Origin of the sequence: Rheinheimera sp., from assembly GCF_036782235.1 — a bacterium.
Taxonomy (GTDB): Bacteria; Pseudomonadota; Gammaproteobacteria; order Enterobacterales; family Alteromonadaceae; genus Pararheinheimera.
On sequence record NZ_DAIPZL010000004.1, the window covers coordinates 116847 to 138247 of the forward strand.

General features: G+C 50.6%; 14 protein-coding genes. 5 read left to right on the forward strand and 9 right to left on the reverse strand.

The features are described from left to right. Nucleotides 1-125 precede the first annotated feature (125 nt). The 6 genes from V7P87_RS06300 to V7P87_RS06325 form a co-directional block, all read right to left on the reverse strand. Nucleotides 126-2834, reverse strand: a complete 2709-nt coding sequence (locus V7P87_RS06300) for an alpha-amylase family glycosyl hydrolase (protein ID WP_333796674.1) — start codon at nt 2832-2834, stop codon at nt 126-128. Between the two features lie 3 nt (nt 2835-2837). Next, on the reverse strand, nt 2838-4322 hold the full coding sequence (locus tag V7P87_RS06305; protein WP_333796675.1) for a tryptophan halogenase family protein: 1485 nt from the start codon (nt 4320-4322) through the stop codon (nt 2838-2840). Nucleotides 4323-4410: 88 nt separating this feature from the next. Then, entirely contained in the window at nt 4411-7149 is a 2739-nt protein-coding gene (locus tag V7P87_RS06310) for a TonB-dependent receptor (protein ID WP_333796676.1), read from the reverse strand. A 593-nt stretch (nt 7150-7742) separates the two neighbouring features. After that, nucleotides 7743-9197, reverse strand: coding sequence for a capsule assembly Wzi family protein (locus tag V7P87_RS06315; protein ID WP_333796677.1), 1455 nt, complete (start codon nt 9195-9197; stop codon nt 7743-7745). 185 nt (nt 9198-9382) lie between these two features. Beyond that, nucleotides 9383-11449, reverse strand: a complete 2067-nt coding sequence (locus V7P87_RS06320) for a M13 family metallopeptidase (protein WP_333796678.1) — start codon at nt 11447-11449, stop codon at nt 9383-9385. 196 nt (nt 11450-11645) lie between these two features. Continuing rightward, the gene (locus V7P87_RS06325) at nt 11646-13271 is read right to left on the reverse strand and encodes a methyl-accepting chemotaxis protein (RefSeq protein WP_333796679.1); all 1626 of its coding nucleotides are present in this window, start codon (nt 13269-13271) and stop codon (nt 11646-11648) included. 217 nt (nt 13272-13488) lie between these two features. Between V7P87_RS06325 and V7P87_RS06330 the strand changes: the two genes are divergently transcribed. The 4 genes from V7P87_RS06330 (at nt 13489) to argA (ending at nt 17443) form a co-directional block, all read left to right on the forward strand. Beyond that, nucleotides 13489-13902, forward strand: coding sequence for a DUF350 domain-containing protein (locus V7P87_RS06330; protein ID WP_260655215.1), 414 nt, complete (start codon nt 13489-13491; stop codon nt 13900-13902). Between the two features lie 9 nt (nt 13903-13911). Then, complete coding sequence (locus V7P87_RS06335) at nt 13912-14553, forward strand: DUF1190 domain-containing protein (RefSeq protein ID WP_333796680.1); 642 nt, start codon at nt 13912-13914, stop codon at nt 14551-14553. Between the two features lie 6 nt (nt 14554-14559). After that, nucleotides 14560-15714, forward strand: a complete 1155-nt coding sequence (locus V7P87_RS06340) for a glutathionylspermidine synthase family protein (protein WP_333796681.1) — start codon at nt 14560-14562, stop codon at nt 15712-15714. A gap of 406 nt (nt 15715-16120) precedes the next feature. Further along, nucleotides 16121-17443 carry an amino-acid N-acetyltransferase gene (argA, locus tag V7P87_RS06345; RefSeq protein ID WP_296297665.1) on the forward strand — a complete coding sequence of 441 codons (1323 nt, stop codon included), beginning with the start codon at nt 16121-16123 and terminating at the stop codon, nt 17441-17443. 45 nt (nt 17444-17488) lie between these two features. On the opposite strand, the gene V7P87_RS06350 is transcribed toward argA, so the two are convergent. The 3 genes from V7P87_RS06350 to V7P87_RS06360 all read right to left on the reverse strand — a co-directional run bounded on the left by V7P87_RS06350 (nt 17489) and on the right by V7P87_RS06360 (nt 19604). Then, a complete protein-coding gene (locus tag V7P87_RS06350; protein ID WP_333796682.1) occupies nt 17489-17875 on the reverse strand; it encodes a DUF6768 family protein in 387 nt (128 codons plus the stop codon). Further along, nucleotides 17868-18398, reverse strand: coding sequence for an RNA polymerase sigma factor (locus tag V7P87_RS06355; RefSeq protein ID WP_333796683.1), 531 nt, complete (start codon nt 18396-18398; stop codon nt 17868-17870). The genes V7P87_RS06350 and V7P87_RS06355 overlap by 8 nt, the downstream gene beginning before the upstream one ends. A gap of 120 nt (nt 18399-18518) precedes the next feature. After that, nucleotides 18519-19604 (reverse strand): glycerol-3-phosphate dehydrogenase/oxidase, encoded by a 1086-nt coding sequence (locus tag V7P87_RS06360; RefSeq protein ID WP_333796684.1) that lies wholly within the window; start codon nt 19602-19604, stop codon nt 18519-18521. Between the two features lie 222 nt (nt 19605-19826). Here V7P87_RS06360 and V7P87_RS06365 point away from each other — a divergent pair, with 222 nt between their 5' ends. Further along, nucleotides 19827-21278 (forward strand): hypothetical protein, encoded by a 1452-nt coding sequence (locus tag V7P87_RS06365; protein ID WP_333796685.1) that lies wholly within the window; start codon nt 19827-19829, stop codon nt 21276-21278. The last annotated feature ends 123 nt before the right edge of the window (nt 21279-21401 follow it).

Below are 21401 nucleotides of genomic sequence, written 5' to 3' on the forward strand. Positions count from 1 at the left end.
TCAGTGAAGTCCGGTGAATTATTTATGACTTCAGGCGTTTAGCGCACAAAAAAACCGCACGATCTGCCTTGTTGCAGTTGCAGGATCCGGCTTGATCCGCCAGATCCTGCTGGCAAAACTACCCATTATTGCCCGGACAACACTGCGGATTCGACCCCAGCCGGTGTTAATTCCAGCCAGATATCATCCAGCACTTTGGGCGCATCGGCGCTGGCACCGGCAAAGTTCCAGGGCGAAGGCTCAGGCTGGATCGAACGCAACATGCCTTCACCGGTTTTATCCCAGGTGGAGATATAAATGCCGGCTCCATCCCAGCTGTTGATGCCAAGCGCCTGCCCCTGATAAGACACAGTAATAACACCGGCTTTGGCGTCAACCTCCAGTTGTGGCGCCGCGCCCAGCTTGTCACCGGTTTTACTGCTGGTTGCCTTATTGGCATTAAACACCGAGTTGCCCCAGCCAAACATAAAGTGGCCAAGTTGCCAGTTTTTGCCATGAGGCATCAGGCTTTGCAAGCCCGGCAGTGCCCGCGCGCCGGGCAAGCTGCTTTGTGGTAAATGGAAAAAAATCGAAAAATGTACATTGTCAAAACCATTGGCTGGCGCCCAGAACTGACTGATCTGCGCCATTTTGACAGTCAGCTCCAGATTAGCCCCTGAGGCTTTGGCGCTCACCGCCTGAATATCCATCTGATTTTGTGAATGTTCCTGCTGCGGCTGCTGATATTTGCCACTCGGCCCTTTATCATCATTCAGCGCATCTTGTTTGCCCGCCTGCCACTTTGCTGTGGTAACACTGCTTTGATATTGCAGGCTGTCACTAACCTGATGTAACTCTGGTGCATACACCGCCAGCTGATTTTGTTGCTGCCCTAAATCCTGCACCTGCACCACAAAACTAAAGTTGCCTTGAGCATCACTGTGCTGAATTTGCGGCAATACTTCGCCGTTTTTTACCAACTGCAGTAAAACACCGGGCTGGCTGACTTTGCCTGTTAAACGAAAATCCTGGCGACAACGGGGCGCGCAAGGCACAGGCTGCAATTGAAATATCAGCGAAGGCGCTGCTTTGACTGAGGTAGCTGCTGCGGTTTTTGTTGTGTCCGTCTGCGGTTCAGGTGTCAGCACCAGCACAGCCCGCGCTGGTAACAACAAGCTCAGCCGGCCACTGGCGTCGGTGTCAACATAATCTGCGTTGTACTGATGCTGCCATAACAGCTGCCAGCGGCTTGGTTTTGCTGCTGTTTGCCCTTGCATTGAGTTAAATGGCAAATTTGCCAGCAACACTGACCTGTCCGCGGTATTCATCAGTACCACAATCTGGTCGGTTATCTGCGGTTTTGACGAATCGCTGCCAGCTGCAAAGAGTTGCTGTTTTTCCGCCTCAGGCAACCTCATCTGATAGGCCAGCACACCGGGCGCTGCGCTGTCGGCCTGCAATAACTGCCAGTCTCCCCGGCTTAAGGTTTTATGCTCAAGGCGCAGTTTGGCCAAGCTCTGAATAGTTCGGTACATCGGGCTGTCGGGCCGGAACTGATCCTCTGCCGAGCCAAAACCACCGGCAAACATCGCCTGACGGCTTTGCTCTAACAGCTGTTCATCGCCCTGATAAATTACCGGAATACCGGGAATGGTAAAAAGCAGTGCATAAGCCTGAATAAAAGCATCCACACTGCCGGCCGCTAAAAACCTTTTGGTATCGTGATTATTTAAAAATGTGGGTAATAAATGGGGGGTGGCAAACTTACTGTGCTCAGCCAGCCGGTAACCCAGGACAGCAGGCGGCCTGCCTTCGGCCAATACAGCGTTGATATCAAAATACAGCGGAAAGGCAATCACAGCATCCAGTTCAGGTTTTTGTTTGCTGCCCAGAAAAGCTTTGAGTTTTTGCTCACCGTCATTGTGAAAGGGTTTGGATGCTTCAAACACTTCGCCAAAAGTGAAAAAATGTTGTTTGCCCAGTTCACGCGCTTTGGCCTTAATGCCATCAGATGCATGTAAAAAATCAAACCAGAAGTCGTGTTCGACATATTTGGCCGTGTCGATGCGAAACGCATCTACCCCCACCTGCTCCAGCCAGAAGCGGTAACTTTGTTTCAGCGCCCGGCGCACCTCCGGGTTGCTGGTATTTAAATCGGCCAGATTCGCCAGCTGATAGCTAAATTCCTGCCCTGGCAGGCTTGGGTCCTGAATAGGCGGTGTCCAGTGGTAAATATTGGCTTTGGCGGCGACCGGATCCAACCTGTTGATCAAATGAAAAGGTGCCTGGCTGGGTGCAGCTTGCCGACCTTTTTCATACAACACAAAGTTTTTTGCGGTGTTGTTGTTGTCATAAGGGCCGTCGTAACCAAAAAAATTGCCGGTATGGTTTACCACTATATCCTGGATCAGATACATGCCTTTTTGGTGCAGGGCCTTTGATAATTGCTGATAGTCGGCCAGGGTGCCGTAATGGGCATCCACCGCCATAAAATCAGTGGCCCAATAACCGTGATAACCGCCGTATTGCACCTTCTGGCTCCACCACTGATTGGCCACTGGCGGCGTCAGCCACAACGAAGTTGCCCCCAGCTTCTGAATATAATCCAGTTTCTGTTGAATGCCCGCCAAATCGCCGCCGCTGTAATGGGCCGAACTTGCCGGGTTAAATTCACCCGCGCCCTGATCATTATTGGCCGGATTGCCATCGGCAAACCTGTCGGTTAATACAAAATAAATCACCTGGTCACGCCAGTCGGGTGAAGGGCGCTGCAAATCGGCAGGAACTGCGGATGCAGCGGCGCAGCAGCACAACCAGCTGCTGCTGCCAAACACTATCGCTTGGGGCCAGTTCATCCATTAACTCCTTTGGGTCATTCGTACGAGTGTTTCGGCGTGAGTTGGCATGGCTTTGACAATACCCTGCACTATCAGGCGCAAATTCTCCAATAACTCACTCAATTGGGCTAGGTTCAGCTTGTCGGCCAGCGGCTGATAATGCTGCGGCAACACTCGTTGCCCAAGCAACACCTGCTGCCAGGCCAGTTCAGTAAACAAATCATCTTGTTCACGCTGCAACACGGCGCTGTGGCGGAACAGTTCAATTTTACGGCTTAAGCTGTCCGGCACTGTCATAGTGCGGCAGTAGTTCCAAAACTCGCTGTCGCTGCGTTCGGTCTGGTGATAATGCAAAATAATAAAATCGCGGATTTGCTCAAACTCCAGCTGCGACTGGCGGTTATATTCGTTGCGCAGCAGCGCCATATCGCTGCCTGATGGAAAAAGCTTAACAAGTCGGATAATGCCACTTTGGATCAAATGCAAACTGGTGGATTCCAGCGGTTCTAAAAAGCCACTGGCAAGCCCGAGCGAAATACAGTTGTGCGACCACTGCTGCTTGCGTCGCCCTGTGGTAAAACGAATGGGTCTGGGTTCTGCCAAAGCTTCGCCTTCAAGGTTGGCCAGCAACTGGCTTTTAGCGGCATCGTCCTGTAAAAAGGCACTGCAATACACCAGGCCATTACCGGTACGGTGTTGCAGCGGAATACGCCACTGCCAGCCTGCCTGATGGGCAATGGATCTGGTATAAGGTACAGGCGCGCTGATGTTGGCACTTGGCACCGCCATGGCTCTGTCGCACGGCAGCCAATGACTCCAGTTTTCATAACCGGTTTTTAGTGTTTGTTCAATCAGCAATGCCCTAAAGCCGGTGCAATCAATAAACAAATCACCGGCTATCCGCTCGCCATTTTCCATCACCAGCGCAGCGATATCCCCATTTACCGCCTGCTCTACCTGGCTGATTTTGCCTTCAAGGCGCCGTACCCCGTTTTGCTCAGCTTTTTGTCTGAGCAATTTGGCATAGAGGCTGGCGTCAAAATGATATGCATAAGAAAACTGGCTAAAGGGAGTGCCTGTTAACTGCACTGCGGCGGAGAACTTACCGGCTTTGGCTGCCTGAAAAGTGGGCGAAAAATCCCAAAAATCACTGGGATGCCCTGCTGCTTTGGCCCGCAGCCACAAATGATGAAAAGCCGACAAGCCAATAGGGCTGCCGATTTCGCCAAAAGCATGCATATAACTGTCGCCCTGGCGCGCCCAGTTTTCAAACTGAATGCCCAGTTTAAAGCTGCCCTGGGTGGCCTGGATAAACTCAGCCTCGTCAATTCCCAAGGCTTTGTTAAAAAACAAAATAGGTGGGATAGTGGCTTCCCCCACCCCAACAATACCAATTTCGTCAGACTCCACCAGCGTGATCTTCACCCTGTGTCCTATCACTTTGGCCAGCATTGCCGCCGCCATCCAGCCGGCAGAACCGCCACCTGCAATCACCACTTGTTGCATACAAAGTCTCCGCTTTAACCCGATAAAAAAACCCCTGTTACAGATGTGCAGCAGGGGTTTTCTGACAAGCTTACAAAGTCACGCGCTATTACAGTTTATAGCTGATACCAAACATAAAGTTACGGCCATAGTTCTGATAATCGCGGATCTTACGGGTGTCGCCGTCACGATAAGTCACAAATGGTTCGTTGGTAAGGTTGCTGACCTGGAACAAGACTGACAAACCGTGCAGGTCAGCAAAACCAGACTGGCTGAAATCGTAGCCAATTTGCGCGTCGACCACAGTTTCGCCTAACACCATGTCATACACACGGGTCAGACTGGTACCGCTGACTTCACCTAAGAACTCTGAACGGTAACGGGCACTGGTGCGCAGCTGCCAGCCATGTTTTTCATAATACACAGTGGCGTTTACTACTTTTTCTGACAAGCCTGGTAACGACATTGGCTTAGAGTCAGATTTTTCTTTCACTTCGCTGTCGGTGTAAGAACCACTTAACAACACACCAAAACCATCCAGTGCCGGCGTTAACATCTGGCCTGTCAGTGACAACGACAGTTCGATACCATTGATATAACCGCCATTACCATTGGTTGGGGTTTTGATATAACCCTGATTTAACACTGGCGCCGGGCCTGTGTAGGCATAACCGGTAAAGTCAAACAGCTGGTCCTGGTCAAAGACGTAGTTTTCTAAGTCTTTGTAGAACACCGAAGCTGCAAAGTAACCTGCGTCATCAAAATAGTTCTCGTAGCTGACGTCATACTGACGGGCCATCCATGGACGCAGCGCCGGGTTTGCACCCTGAGCAGACCATGGCGAGCGGTTGATATCGCTGCTGGACTGATTGGCGGCGTTGTAAGAGAAACCAGTGCTGGCATTCATTTTGTCCATCCGGCCACGCGCCAGAGTACGGGCAGCAGCTACACGCACCATTTGTTGCTCAGCAACATCAAAACCTAAGTTAAAGCTTGGTAACAGTTCCCAGTATTTGTCGCCGCCTTCAACCGGCGTGGCAACCACCAAACCACTTGAGTTTTTAGTAGTGGCAAAACCTGTGGCCATCTGATCGGTATGAACCGCCTGTAAACCAACGTTACCTTTCACCGGGAAACGACCAACTTGTGATTCGATATCAGACTTCACAAAGAAAGTGGTGACATCTTCGCTGACTGTCCAGGTGTTGTTGTAACGGGCTGCGTCTGTTAATGACTCAGAAACCTCGTTATAAGCACCGCTGTTGTACAGCGCCATTGAGTCGTAGCTCAGCATGTTGCCCATGCCGATAAAGTCCAGCGAAGTTGGGGCTAACAGGAACTGAGCTGGCACAGGTGCTGACACAGGGTAATTTTTTAACGTCAGATAATTACCAGTGTCTACTTTACCTTTGTCACGCTCACTGTAATTCACACCAAATTCAACAGCACTGACAGCACCGTCAGCAAACATACGTTTGGCACTTAAACGGATAGCTTGTAATTCATCTTCAATATCCGGGGTGTTCACAAAGCCGTCCTGAGCGTCAGATGGCAGTGTGATGCCATTTGCCCAGCTGCGGGCTGCACCCAGTTTGATCAGATTGGCGTCTGAATAATCCAAAGTTGGATTAAAGGTAACAATGCCACCCGGAGTAAAATTAAAATCTAAGCTGTCTTTGGCACCATTGGCATCACCGCGGGCAGTACCGGCATAACTTTCCAGGTTAAAATCTTTGCGGTTGGCTTTGGAATAACTTAAGTCAGCTTCCAGGCTCCACTGATCGTTCACCTTGTATTCGTGGTTCAAACCCAGCGCCAGTGTATCGGCATCACGCAGGTTGACGTCGTTACGCACCAGCGATTTTACGCCTGTGTAAGTGCCGCTGGTGACCAGACCGTCCTGGATCACTGCATTGCTCAGTGGCGCGCCACCCCATAATAACGGCAGCTCGATACCCCGTAATTGTTGCTCATCCTGGAACTCAGAATAATAAGCATCAACCACAGTGCTGGATTTGTCGTTTGGTTTAAATTCAACAATACCTAAATAGCCATCACGCTCTAATTCACTGGAACGCACATAAGGTTTGGCACCGCCAATCACTTTAGAGCCATTAGGGCCATCAGCATAACCCCATGACTGCCAACGTTCTTCCTGGTTTGGTGATGTCATTTTGGCATAACCAAAAGCCACACCCACGGTGTCGTCAGCAAACTGGTCGATATAAGAGAAGCTGCCACGGTAACCGTTGGCCGTAGAACCGGCGTTTAAGGCGCCCAGGTCGTTACGCTCACCACGTAAGTTAAACACCATGGCCTGTTCACCATGCGATAACGGACGTACTGTCTGCATATCGATAGTACCGCCAATGGCCTGTGCCATAACACCTGCGTCTGGTGTTTTGTACACCACAACGTTGTTCATCATTTCAGATGGATATTGGTCAAATTCCACACTGCGGTTATCACCCACAGTCACCTGCTCACGACCATTTAAAGTGGCGGTGGTAAAATCTGGTGCCAGACCACGCACTGAAACAACGTTGGCACGACCGTCCAAACGTTGTGCGGCCAGGCCAGGTAAACGGGCGATAGATTCGGCAATACTCATGTCCGGTAATTTGCCGATATCTTCTGCTGAAACGGCTTCAACCACTGAGGTTGATTCCATTTTTAATGCTTGTGCCATTTGCAGACTGCGGCGGATACCAGATACCTGGATCACCTCAATATTTTCTTCTGCTTTGGCTTTGGTTTCTGTTGTTGCCTGTTGGTCAGCATAACTGACTGCACTGAAGCCGGCCGTCGCCAGCGCGAGCGTCAGTAAATTTAATTTATAGTGTTTCATGCCCTTCATCCCCGGTGTGGTGTTTCTGATTTTTAGGTTGTTCGCTCCACACCAACCGGTATGAAGTATGACAACCTTGCTATTTCTATGTGGATTACCTGAACTACACAACATGAATACGTATTCATACCAACGCAAACGCACGACTTTAGTGCGCCCCGCTAGGCCTTTGCCCAAAGCGGGTGCAAGCCATTATTTGCATCTGCTTGTTCAGCATAGCTTTTGTACAGAAAAATGCCGTTTGGCCGGCCAAAAATCTGGCTGATACCGCCCGCCGCAGTGTAGTTCTGGCTACAAGTCTGCAACATCAATTGACTGTCAGGCCGGTGCTTCCGGTCAAAGCACTAAGCTGGTGCAAGCAAAAGCGCAAAGAGCGCCGGCCTGTTGCTCACAGACCTCAGCAGCAGCTGCTGAATACCGGCTGGTTAAACTGCATACGTATGCAATTTATCCCAGGATCAGTGCTGCAGTGACGATAGCTACCGCAAATAAGGTGCAGCTGGCACTGCGGCCAGCTTTCACTCAGTGTATAGACAAAAACAATAAAAAAGGGCCACCGCAGTGACCCTTGCAAACAACCAGACTGGCCGTTATCAGAACAACCTTTGCCACTGCAGGAAAAGTTCGGTCTGCCAGTCACTGCTGTTGCTGGCTTTGTAAGTGGTGCGGCTAAATTCCAGCCCCCATTTGACCTGATCCGAGTCTTCACGCCATTGCTGCTCAGTGCGCCACAACAATACATTTCGCGCCGGCAACTGGGTTTGGGTCCATTGGGATGGTAAATCCACCCGGCCGCCGTCGATATTCAGCTGCAAAGCGGCAATTTTATTGTGCCAGTGGGTGTTGATATCCAGCTGCGTCAACACACCTAAGTTAAAAGCCCGGCTGTCATTGTCGTACGGTGAGCCAAAGTTACGGCCATAACGGCGATATCCGTCCTGATGCACACTGTGTTCATACATGCAGTTCCAGTCGCGATCATCACTGCAATCAATAGTGGTATCCACAAACTCTGCATAAATGCGACTGTCGATGGAAGACAAGAACACATCGGCACCCAGCTGATACACCACTTTATACAGCGCAAGTTTTTTGCTGTTAAAGTCTTCGGCAGTGGCGCTGAAGTAAACACCCAAAGGTTTATCCAGCACACTGCCGGACCAACGGGCATCATAACCGGCCAGCATATTTTCGGTGCCTTCCAGGGTGCCGCCATCAAATAAGGCATTAAACCAGTCGTTTAAACCATTGCCATAACCATCACCACCGTATTGCATCACCCAGCTAAAACCGAGTTCCAGTGAGTCCAGCGGTTTAGTGCCTAATCTGGCTTGCCATAACTTAGCTGAAGGCACAGCAGCTCTTTCGCTCAGCTGGCCAAAACTGGTGGTAAAAGTCCAGGCCGGCAACCAATCATCTGCCTTGGCAGCACTGGAATGGCGGCTAAAACTAATACCGGCAACAGGCCGGGCATTGGTGCTGACAATAGTGCTGGCGTCCCAGCTTGGACCCCAGTATTTTTCTAAAGCACCTACACTGACCACCCAGTTCCAGGCTTTAACAGCCACATAACTGCCATCGAGCCGGGTGCGCTGGCCGTCCACAGGTGCATGCACTCTGCCGACCTGCAGCCGGCCACTGAGGTTGTCGCTGTGATAACTGTATTGCAGCCCCAGCTGGGCTTCGTCACGCAAAGTGTCACCAAAACGGACAAACTGTGGTTGCTCGGTTTCACCGGCAAGACTGATACGGGCCTGACTTGGGCGTTTGTCGCGCATATAAGCAGCCACTACCCGGCGCAGCACTTCTGCTTGTTGTGGGCTTAATTGTTGTGGATCGACCGCCTGCACATCGCTGATCACGGCCTGCCACATCAAAGGGAAAGTAGTGACAGGTTGTTTGATAATACCGATATCCGCCAATAACTGGATATCTGAACGCAGCGCCAAATCGTCCGCTTCAATCCACCAGCCAGCCTGCGCCTGTAAACTCAGAGCCAGGGCCGATAAACCAAATGCCAGACGTTGCGGGAATGTAAGAGTTCTCAACCGTCAATCCTTGTAGTAGATGCCAACTTTGGCGGCGATTATAAGGCCTTGCGGCCAGAGCGCCAACCGCGTTCAACCCCTGTGCTTATTTTCGCCTTTGCTGATGCCAACCGGACTTTGCACTTTTGAGTGATATAAAAACGGAGCCAACAGGCTCCGTTTTTAAGACAATGCGACAATCGCTGTTACCAGATTTTCACCCGCTGATCGTCAGGGCGGTACATGCCGTCACCTGGTTTTACATCATAAGCCTGATAAAACTCCGGCATATTCGACAATACACCTAACACCCGGTACATACCCGGTGAATGTGGGCCTGTGATCACTTGCTGGCGTAAAGCTTCGTCACGGAACTTGGTGCGCCATACCTGCGCCCAGCCGATAAAAAAGCGTTTTTCGCCGGTAAAACCATCAATCACCGGAGCCGGTTTGCCATTCAGCGAGTTCTGATAAGCACGGTAAGCCACAGTTAAACCACCTAAATCGGCAATGTTTTCACCTAAACCTAATGCACCCTGCAGTTTTAAATCATCAATAGGGTTAAAGGCGCTGTATTGCTCCACCATCAGCTGAGTGCGCTGGCGGAATTGCTCAGCATCGGCCGGGCTCCACCAGTCACGCAAATTACCGTCACCGTCCGAGCGGCTGCCCTGATCGTCAAAACCATGGGTAATTTCATGACCAATGACCCCGCCAATGGCGCCATAATTCACGGCATCGTCCGCTTCCACATTAAAAAATGGGGGTTGCAAAATAGCGGCAGGGAACACAATTTCGTTCATGGTCGAGCTGTAATAAGCGTTGACTGTTTGCGGTGTCATGCCCCACTCAGTGCGATCAACAGGTTTGCCCAATTTGCCAATCATACGTTGATATTCACACTGGCTGCTGCGCTGCATATTGCCAATCAGATCGTCGGCGCTGATGCTCAGGCAGTTGTAGTCACGCCACACATCCGGATAACCAATTTTGGTATTAAATTTTTTCAGTTTTTCCTGAGCCGCCAGTTTAGTTTCGGCGCTCATCCAGTCCAGCTCGTTAATCGACTGCTCAAAAGCCACCCGCAGGTTTTTAATCAGCTGATCCATCCGCTCTTTGGCTTCTGGCTTAAAGTATTTTTCCACATACATTTTGCCAACCATAAAACCAAGCGCGCTGTTAATGGCTTCTACGGCACGTTCTTCCCGTGGTTTTTGTTCCTGCAATCCGCTCAGCACCCGGCCATAAAAATCAAAACTGGCCTGTTCAAAATTGGCACTGAGTAATGATGCATTATTGCGGATCAAATGAAACTTCAGGTAAGTTTTCCACTGTTCCAGCGTTACTTCCTGCTGCAATTTGGCAAAGGCAGTAAAATAGGTAGGCTGACGTACCACCAGTGCATCTTCGCTATTAAGCTGTGCCGCTTTTATAAAGGCCGCCCAGTCAAAACCAGGTGCTAAAGTGCTGAGTTCAGCCGGAGTCATTTTGTTGTAAGTGGCGTTGCGATCCCGGTTTTGTACCCGGCTCCACTGTGCTTCTGCCAGTTTGCTTTCCAGCGCAAAAATTTGCTCTGCCGCTTTGCCGCCTTCAGCCCAGCCGGCCAGTTCCCAGAATTTGGCAATCATCCACTGGTATTGTTTTTTGATTTGTTCAGATTTTTCGTCTGTTTTCAGGTAATAGTCCCGGTCCGGTAAACCCAGGCCTGACTGGCTGGCACTGACAATATATTTGGTGGAATCTTTCTGATCCTGACCGACATAAAGTGCCACTGGCGAGCCATATCTGTCTTGCTGCATCTGACCTAAGAAAGCTGCCAGCTCGGCAGGTTGTGTCAGTTTATCAATGGCCGCCAGCTCGTCCTGCAGTGGTGTTAAGCCCAGGCTGTCAATTTTGGCGGTATCCAGATAAGCACGGAACAAATCACCGATTTTCTGCTGATCTGTGCCTAGCTCTGCCGGTTTAGCCGCCGCTGCTTTAATCAACGTTAACACATGCTCGTCAGCGCCTTTGCGTAATTCATGAAAACTGCCCCACACCGATTTATCCGCCGGGATTTCGGTTTTTGCCAGCCAGTTGCCGTTTACATAACGGAAAAAGTCTTGTTGGGGTTTGGTTTGGGTATCGAGATTACCCAGTTCAATACCACTTTTTAAAGCCGCAACCGGAGCTTGTGCCTGTGCTTGTGGCGCTTCAGTTTTGCTGGCTTGTTCACAGCCGGCCAGACCAAAAGCCAAAGCGATACTTAAGGCGACTAAAGATTTTTGTTTCATCGGGATTTCCTGCATAACATCTTGATGCTGATTAAGGCCCGAGTGTAGTGAATCCGATCTGAATGTCCAGCCACGGCGGATATAAGGGGCAACAGCTGCGATAAAAGGCTGAATTTATGAACGATTCGTAAAAAAGAGCTCGAAAACGGCCGCGCTGTGCAGAAATGCAAAGCGCAGCCTGACGCCAGAGCTGCAGTTACACCTGATACTGCGCCGCCTGTAACCTTAATTTCGCCGCCAGCTCAGCTAAAGCCCCGCTGGCCTCGGCACTGTGACGGGCGCTGTGGCTGACTTCACTGATACTGCCACTAAATTCAGTGATGTTTTTATTAATATCTTCGGCCACTACGGTTTGTTGTTCAGTGGCCGCTGAAATCTGCACATTCATATCCACTATGGTACCGACCGAACTGCGGATTTCCTCCAGCACATCACCGGCTTGCTGCGCATTCTGTACGCTGTCACCGGCATATTGTTGTGATTGGGTCATAGCGTTGACAGCTTCTTTGGCTGCACCCTGTAAGGTATCGATCATATTACGGATAGATTCGGTTGCCTTTTGCGTGTTCGTCGCCAGAGTGCGAACCTCATCTGCGACCACAGCAAAACCACGGCCTGCTTCGCCGGCTCTGGCGGCTTCAATGGCCGCGTTTAACGCCAGTAAGTTGGTCTGGGCGGCAATATTTTGGATCACCAGCAGCACCTGGCTAATTTTATCGGTTTCATCGTTTAAACCGTTGATGACCACACTGGCGTTGCCTATAGCATCGGATAACTGCCGGATAGCACGGACATTTTGCGATACTTTGCTATGACCCAGCCGGGTTTTGTTATCGGCATCTGCCGCCTGCACCGACGTGGCCTGCGCACTGGCGGCCACTTCCTGAATGGCCGCCGACATCTGGTTAATGGCGGTTGCAATCAGATTAGCCTGTTGTTCCTGGGCAAAAGCTGTGTCGCTGACCTGAGCGCTGACACTGCTCATTTGCTCTGAAGCCGACGCCAGCATATGCACTGCACCACCCAGCTCAACAAAAAAGGCCTGCACTCTGCTGATAGTCTGATTAAAAGATTCGGCTGCTTCGGCTATTTCATCATTGCCGGTAATTTTTACCCGCAACCGCAGGTCGGAATCTTGCCCGACATTGTTAATCACCTGGCGTAAATCACGCAGCGGCCGCTGGATAGAGCGGTACACCAATAAGGCCAATAACGACAAACCGGCAATGGTCAGCAACATCAGCACAGTAAATAACTGCAAAGTACTGCTGTGGCGCTCTGCTGCTTCGCCGGTAAACAGCCGTGATTCATCCAGCTGCAGCTGGATCAGGTTCGCCAGCGCAGTGCTGAGCGGATCGGCCACACCATACATCTGCTGCTGAAAATCCGCATTGGGCTGGTTCAGCACTGAGCCATCGGCAATGCTCTGAAGATATCCCTGTAACTGCAATTGCCACTTATCAATCCAGGGATTGGCCGCATCCACCAGACGCTGCTCCTCAGCGGTCATCCTGGTTTGGCGATAGGCCTGCCAGGCGTTTTGGGCCGTATCAGCGGCCTGACGGATCTGGCTGCTGGCTTCCTGCACATTCAACAAACCGGCTCTGTGTTTGTGCATCGTATCCACAATGGTGACGGCATAAGCGTCAGAAACAATTTTAATTTGTTGCAGGGGTTTGATTCTGTCGTGATACAAGCTGTCCACGCCTGTGGCTAACAGTCCCATGTTATAAACAGCAATCAGACTGACCAGGATCAGCAGTAGTAACGGAATAGCCGCCAACCCGATCAAGCGGGTGCGGACTTTGATCTGATTTAACATAAACTCACCTCAATCTGGTTATCACCGCAGCAATTTCCGTGAGTCCGTTCATCTCTTTGAGCCTAGTACAAGCAGCCACTGTTGTCCGCTCTTTTCACTATGCCGTGCTTAGGTCTGGTTGCAGCCAACACAGCGCAAAACGGCGAGACAATTGCCTTTTACTGCTAAATTCAGGATGATAGCGCCAGACCCACCCGTTAAATCAAAGGAAGATCTGATGTCTGATACGCTGCTTGCTTCAATTGCCGGTTTGCCTGAGTTTTTAAGTTTCTTTTTCCTCGCTATTTTATTAATGGCTTTATTTGCCCGTTTTTACAGCTGGCTGACGCCCCATGACGAAATCGCTTTGATTAAATCCAACAATACTGCGGCTGCCATCGCTTTTGGCGGTGCTTTAGTTGGTTTTGCGCTGCCACTGTCCAGCGCTATTACTCATTCAATTTCGCTGGCAGATTGTGCTATCTGGGGTGCCATTGCGCTGGTGGTGCAAAGCCTGACTTTTGTGGTGGTGCGTTTTACCTTGCGTCAGCTGCCACAACGGATCACCAATGGCGAAGTTGCCGCCGGTGTGTTTTCTGCCTGCTGCTCTGTGGCTGTCGGCATGATCAACGCCGCCAGCATGACGTTTTAAGGAGTTATTATGTCTACATCTTTTAAACGCAGTAAAAAAGCCGCGCTGATCCTGATGGTGCCAACTGCAACCTTGTTGCTGGCCGGCTGCAGCAGCGAAGAGCCGGTGGAAACCGCTGTGTATCAGAACGCAGATGAATGTGCCGCTTATTACAATCCACCGGCCGAATGTCAGGCTGAATTTGCCAAAGCGCAGCAACTGCATGCCCAGGTTGCGCCTAAGTATCAGTCCCAGGCCGAATGTGAAGCCGATTTTGGGGCTGGCCAATGTGAAACGCCAACCAACATCCTGGCGCAAAACAACACTGCAAACACAACAGACGGCACAGCAACAGATCCAGCAGCACCAGTGCAGCAACAACAGGCCAGCTCAGGCTTTTTTATGCCGATGATGATGGGCTTTTTAGCAGGCCAGATGCTGAATCGCAGTGGTCAGGCCGCACCAAAACAATCAGTGCCAACCCAGCCTTTATATAAATCCCGTGATGATATGAGCACTTACCGCACCGCCAGCAATCAGCCGGTTGCGCGTCAGTCCGGCCCTGTGTCAGTGTTACCGTCAAAAATGCAGCCGCAGCCGGGTTCTATGGTGCGCCGTGGCGGTTTTGGTGCTCAGGCACAGCAGCGTCAGACCATGAGCAGCGGTGGTTAAGCGCGGATGAAAAAAGTTGCGATCAACGAAAGGCCAGGCTGGCGGCAATATGCCGAAAGTGTCGGTTTTGATTTTCACACCTTTGACGGTGAAGCTTATTGGGACGAAAGCGCTTATTACCAGTTCAGCCTGGCGCAGATTGAACAGGATATAGAAGCGCCGACTGAAGAGCTGCACCAGATGGCTCTGTCACTGGTGCCGGATATTCTGGCCGATGAGCAAAAGTTAAGGCTGCTGGAAGTACCTGAGCAATATTGGGACTGGCTGGCACAGTCCTGGCGTACAGCGCAGCCGCATTTATATGGCCGGCTGGATTTGGCTTATCATGGCAAAGGCCCGGCCAAATTACTGGAGCTCAATTACGACACTCCTACTTCGTTATTTGAAACCGGTTTTTTCCAGTGGGTGTGGCTGGAAGATCAAATGATGCGTGGTCAGCTGCCACAAGGCGCCGACCAGTTTAATTCGCTGCAGGACAAACTGGAACAGACTTTTGCCTCCATGCCACTGCGTCAGCCCTGTTATTTCAGCTGTATTGGCAACAATATTGAAGACAAAGGCACGGTGAATTATCTGCTGGATATTGCCACTCAGGCCGGCATCGACGGGCGTTTTTTAGCACTGGAACAACTGGGTGAAATTAACGGCCAGCTGGTGGATGCGGATAATTTTCCGGTGCAGGCCATGTTTAAACTGTATCCGTGGGAATTTATGCTGCGGGAAGAGTTTGGCCAGCATTTATTAACCTCAGACACTCAGTGGCTGGAACCTGCCTGGAAAATGTTGTTATCCAACAAAGGCATATTGCCGCTGTTATGGCAAAAGTATCCCAATCATCCAAACCTGCTGCCCAGCTTTTTTGAAAGCCCGGGTGAAGCCTCGTTGCGTTCTGGCTGGGTGCGTAAACCTTTGTATTCGCGCGAAGGCGCCAATATTGAGCTGATAGACCCACAAGGTAACAAACTGACAGTGGACGGCCCTTACACCGATGCTGGTTTTATCCGGCAGGAGTTTTATCCGCTGCCTAAATTTGACCAGAGTTACACTTTAATTGGCTCCTGGCTGGTCGGTGACAGTGCCGCCGGTATGGGTATTCGTGAAGACAACACTTTGATCACAAAAGACAGTTCCCGCTTTTTACCTCATATCATTCTGGACTAAATAAATAGCTGTTGATCTGACAGTTATCGATATCAAAGCAGCACCTGGTGCTGCTTTTTTATTGGCGAGGTAAAAACAAAAAATGCCGCCCTGACAAGGCGCATAATCATGCAGCAAAACAGGATATAACATCACCAGAAAATCCAGAGCATCAACTTGCAGCAACAATAGAGCTCCGTTGGAAAAAACCACCAGAACAACCCGAGATAAACCAGAAAATTTCTGTTGGATATTTATCCACTTTTGCTTTAAAGTACGCGCCGTTTACCCGAACCACAACAGCTTCCGCCCGCGGAGCTTTCGCTCAGCGCTGTTGTGATAATTTTCCACTACACTCAAGTTCATGCTGCTGTCATACAAAAACTGTATGACATGAACCACTTATCCAGAAGGAACCAAACAGAGCGTGCGTACCACTGAAATTGTTGATGGATTTCGCCAGTCGGCCCCTTATGTCAATGCACACCGTGGCAAAACCTTTGTGGTGATGCTGGGCGGTGAAGCCATGATCCAACCCGGTTTTCGCAGTATTATCAATGACATTGCCTTGCTAAACAGCCTTGGTATCAAGATAGTATTGGTGTATGGCGCCAGGCCACAAATTAACCAGGCGCTGGAGCAACATGGTTTATTGGCACAATACCACAACAGGATCAGGGTCACAGACGACGACTCTTTTAAACTGATTAAGCAAGTGGCCGGTGCTTTGCAGCTCGATATCACCGCCCGCTTGTCGATGAGTTTGTCTAACACCCCTATGCATAACGCCCAGATCAACGTGGTCAGCGGCAACTTTGTCATTGCCCAGCCTTTGGGTGTGGATGAAGGTGTGGATTACCACCACAGTGGCCGGGTACGCCGTATTGACGTGGCGGGTATCCGCCGTCAGCTCGATCAAAACTGTATTGTGTTGATGGGACCGGTCGCCGCTTCGGTCACAGGCGAAAGTTTTAACCTGACCGCCGAAGAAATTGCCACTCAGGTGGCGATTAAACTGCGTGCCGACAAAATGATAGGTTTTACCGACATTGGCGGTATTGTGGATGCAGACGGCGAAATTATTGCCGAGCTGATGCCCAATGACGCTGAAGTCATTATGCAGCAAATGGAGCAACAACCCGGCGCCTGCACTGCCACTCTGGCCTTTTTACATGCTGCTATCAGCGCCAGCCGCGCCGGTATTCCGCGTTGCCACCTGGTCAGTAACAGCGTCAATGGCGCTTTGCTGCAGGAGCTGTTCTCGCGCGACGGTATTGGTACCCAGATTGTTACCGAAGCGGCCGAACGGCTGCGTGGCGCCACTATCAATGATATTGGCGGTATTCTGGATTTGATCCGGCCGCTGGAACAACAGGGTTTGCTGGTACGCCGTTCCCGCGAACAGCTGGAAATGGAAATTGACCAGTTTGTGTTGATAGAACGCGATGGTTTAGTGATTGGCTGCGCCGCGTTATATCCCTTTCCGGAAGAAAACGTCGGTGAATTTGCCTGCCTGGCCGTGCATCCAAATTACCGCGACGCCGACCGTGGCACCTTGCTGTTAAAAAACATTATTCAACTGGCGCGCCAGCGTAAATACAAAACCCTGTTTGCACTGACCACCCGCAGTATTCACTGGTTTTTAGAACATGGTTTTGAGCTGAAAAACGTCGAAGATTTACCGGCGAAAAAACAGCAGTTGTATAACTACCAGCGCCGCTCCAAAATTCTGGCGTTGGATTTAACTTAACGACAAAAGGCAGCACAAAGGCTGCCTTTTTTATTGTAGTTCTGCTCAGCGCTCAGCAGCTGCCTGTGCGACAGCCTGGGTCTGCAGCTGTGCCAGCGCCAGCTCTACCCTTTTCAGTTCCCGCACTGTAGATGCCCTGTTCATTTCCAGCCAGATCCAGATTTTGGTGCCCACCTGCGCCTGAAAAGCCAGCACCAGACAAAAACCCCAAAAGTTTTGTTGTGCCGCCTCTACCGTAAAAAACTGATAAGCACAAAACACAATGGCAACCGTCAGCAGCAGCGCCAACAGATAAGCCAGGATCATCAAAGGTTTTAAACCACCGCGAAAACCGGATTGGATCAACGGCATTAAACCCTGCTCTTCCCGCATTAGTTTATCCAACTGATAGGCTTGTGCCGCCAGTTCTGCTGCGTGTTGTTTATTATTCATCATAATCTCCGTCGAGCTGTTGTTTAAGTTGCTGGCGGGCACGGAATAACCGCGATTTGACCGTGCCGGTTGGCAGGTTCAGGATCAGCGCAATTTCAGTCAGTTCACACTGATGAAAATAATGCAGCAACAGCACCAGTTGCTCAGCAGGCGCCAGGCAGGCAATGGCCTGATATAAACCAGAATCTTGCTCGGCGGGCGTATACCACAACAAGGCCTCAGTTGTTTCGTCCAGCGGCACTTGCCGGCGCTGATTGGCGCTTTTTTGCCAGTCGAGCACTTCCCAGCGCACTGCTTTATATAACCAGCTGGCAAACAGCCTTGGATCTTCCAGCCGCTGCAAACGACGGCTGAGTTTTAACCAGACGTTTTGCACTAAATCTTCGGCAACTGCATTGTTTCCCAGTAAATACGCAGCAAAATGGCAAAGTTTTGGCTGATAAAACTGATACAACAAGACAAAAGCTTCAGAGCGGCCGTCCTGCCAGGCCAGTACCAATAAATCCAGTTGTGCTTTGGTCATGCTGCCCTTGTGTTGTACTGCTGATGTGAACCTGTACTCAAGACGAGGCAGCACAGCCTGAGGTTCAGGCCCGGTAAAAAAAAATTGTTGCAGCTGTGCCCACCCTGCAGCAACAACAGCTTAGTGTTTGCCGGACAACAACACTTGCTGCACCACTTGCCGCGCCAAGGCGCGGGCTGTGGTCCATTTACCGCCTGTGACAGTTAACAGCTGCTGCTGCCAGTGCATGCTGTATTCACGACTTGCAGTGCTGGCATTGTCACTACCACCAAGCAAAGGCCGCACCCCAGCAAATTCGCGGATAATATCAGCGGCATTGCGGCTGGTGACAAAATAATGGTTATAAAGATCCAGCAGATAGGCTCTTTCGCCGTGACTACAGGCAATAGGCTCGGCCAGGCTTTGCCGCACTTCTGTGGTGCCCAATAAGGTTTGCCCCTGATAGGGCAAGACAAACACAATACGTTGCTCGCCCGGTACTTCCAGCATATGGCCATATTTACTGACCGGCGGCAGCAATAAATGACTGCCACGCACCAGATCCAGCTGCTGCTGCACTACAAGGCCGGATTGTTCCAGCAACTGATTACTCCAGGGCCCGGCGACATTCACAATACGATCAAACTGCAACCATTCGGCATTACCCTGTAATCGCAATGCGCCATTGGCTCTCACTGCGGCCACAGGGCAATGTTGGTGGATTTTCACCCCTTGTTTTTCAGCCTGTGCCGCTACCCACAAGCCGAGTTGTTGATCCTGCATCTGGCCATCAAAAAATAAATAACCGCCGGTGAGCCCCTCAGGATTTAACTCCGGACTGCAGCGCAACAGCTGCGCCGGTGTCAACCAGCGATGGCGGCCTATGCCTTTGCGTCCGGATAAAAAGTCGTATAACCAAAGACCAATTTTCAGTTGCCAGCGAGGCCTGCGGCCATCCTGATAAATTGGATACAGAATAGGTAAACGCCGGGTCAGTCTGGGAGCCTTTTTGATCCACCAGCGTCGCTCGCGCAGCGCCTCCTGCACCAACCGGATATGACCCTGTTCCAGATAACGCAAACCACCATGCAACAATTTGCTGGAAGCAGCGCTGGTCGCCTGCATCAGCGCATCGCGTTCAAAGAGTTCCACCTGATGCCCGGCCAGCGCCAGCTGCCATGCGCTGGCCAGCCCATTAATGCCGCCCCCTATCACTGCTATCCGCATCTTTGCCTCAATGTTGCTAACTCCTTGTTACAGCAAAGCAACTTTTACAGAATTTGTCGAATTCCCTTTTTTGCAGCTGACGTATTGCGGTATATTTTGTTTCTTGTGATAACTGGCATCAAACAGAAACAAGACTAGAGTTAGTGAACTCTGTGGCACAACACCGCAGCAGTCACAAAGCACGGACTTTGTTGTAGGCTTTGAGTGCAAGGACCTCAGTGGATGAATCAATCTCAGTTTGGCAATACCGCAGCCACCAAAAGCATCAAAGATCTGCTGAGCAAAATTTATGATGTGACTGCTCGCAGAGACTCGATTTACGAGCAGGCCAACCAGTATTTTTCATCACCTGAAGTGCAGGAAATTGCCCAGCTTGAACAACGCGAGCAGGAACTGGCGGAAAAACAGGAAACCTCTGGTAAAAGCAGCGGCAAAACAACGCAGCTGCTCAGCGACATTCGTCAGCAATTAAAAGAAAAGCGCCGGCTGCAACAGGATTACCGGCTGGATCGCATCCGTAATTTAAAACAAGTGGCACGCCAGCTACTGCATTTGCTCGAAGGTGACAATCCACAGGAAATCCGGCTACAGGCCGCCCGCGCTTTGGGCACTATTCAGTTGATTTCGCCGACCAAAGGCCGACAGGTGCCGCAAATTAACCAGCGGCATAAACATGCTTATAAAGCCATATTGGCGGTACTGTTGCTGGATCAATTACTGGCAGATCAGCAAATTAAAAACCGATATGTGCTGAATAAAGTGCTGGAAACCGAACAGCAAAAAGCCCAGCAAACCGACCTGCTGTATTCACCTTTTCTGGAAGAAATTCAGCTGCCATTGGTGATGGCAGTATTGCTGCAGGATATTGGCCTGCAGCATCCGGCAGCCCGGCAAATTTTGCTGGGTGACAACGGCGACCTGGACGAGTTTCGCACTCTGGCAAGTGAGGAGCGGCAGGAACTGCTGCGTATCAGTTATGAACAAAGTCAGGACTACCTGAAAAATGGTCTGGGGCTGGATACCTATATTGGTAATTCCAAAACAGAGCGGGACCGTTTTAATCTGCAGGAACAGGATAAACAACTGTTTATCAGCCATTTACTCAAAGAAGCCATTCAACCTGAAGACGGTATCGGCAATCTGTTAAAAATACCCCAAGTGTATGTGTCCGTGGTACTGCCGAGCAAACAAAACTACCGTTATGACCAGCTGCCTAAAGTGGCTGCTGTACTCAGGGCCGGTGTCGCCAAAGGCTGGTACCATGCAGCCATAGTGGACAACCTGCTGCAGATTACCGGTGACTTCCCACAGGGTTATGGTATTACCTATATTCCAAAAGACTCTGATCAAAAAGATTTAGACAGATACGAATACGCCATCGTCAACAGTCTGTACCCAGCAGAAAGCGACCAACCGGGCTGTCGGGTGGTCACCCGTAACCTTAATTACACCCATGCCGGCAACAATCTGATAGTGAAACGCGACAATAATTTATATTTTCCGCAAGCGCAGAAAAAGCTGGAGCGGATGAGCGAAGAACGCCTGAAAGAAATCCTGAGCAAACTGGTGTCAAACTTTGAAGAACGCAGCAAAATGGACTTGATCCCAAAATGCTGGGGACCGGATGAGTTTTTTACCCTGTTAAAAAATCAGAACCTGTGGAACCGCAGCTAATAAAACGGCAAACAGCTTACATTGCCGGTACGGCAGCATCACCAGACTGCATATTTTGCTTTTCGCGTCACCGCGCGCTTAAGCCCGGCGAGCCAGCACAGACTACCCAATTCGCCATGTTTA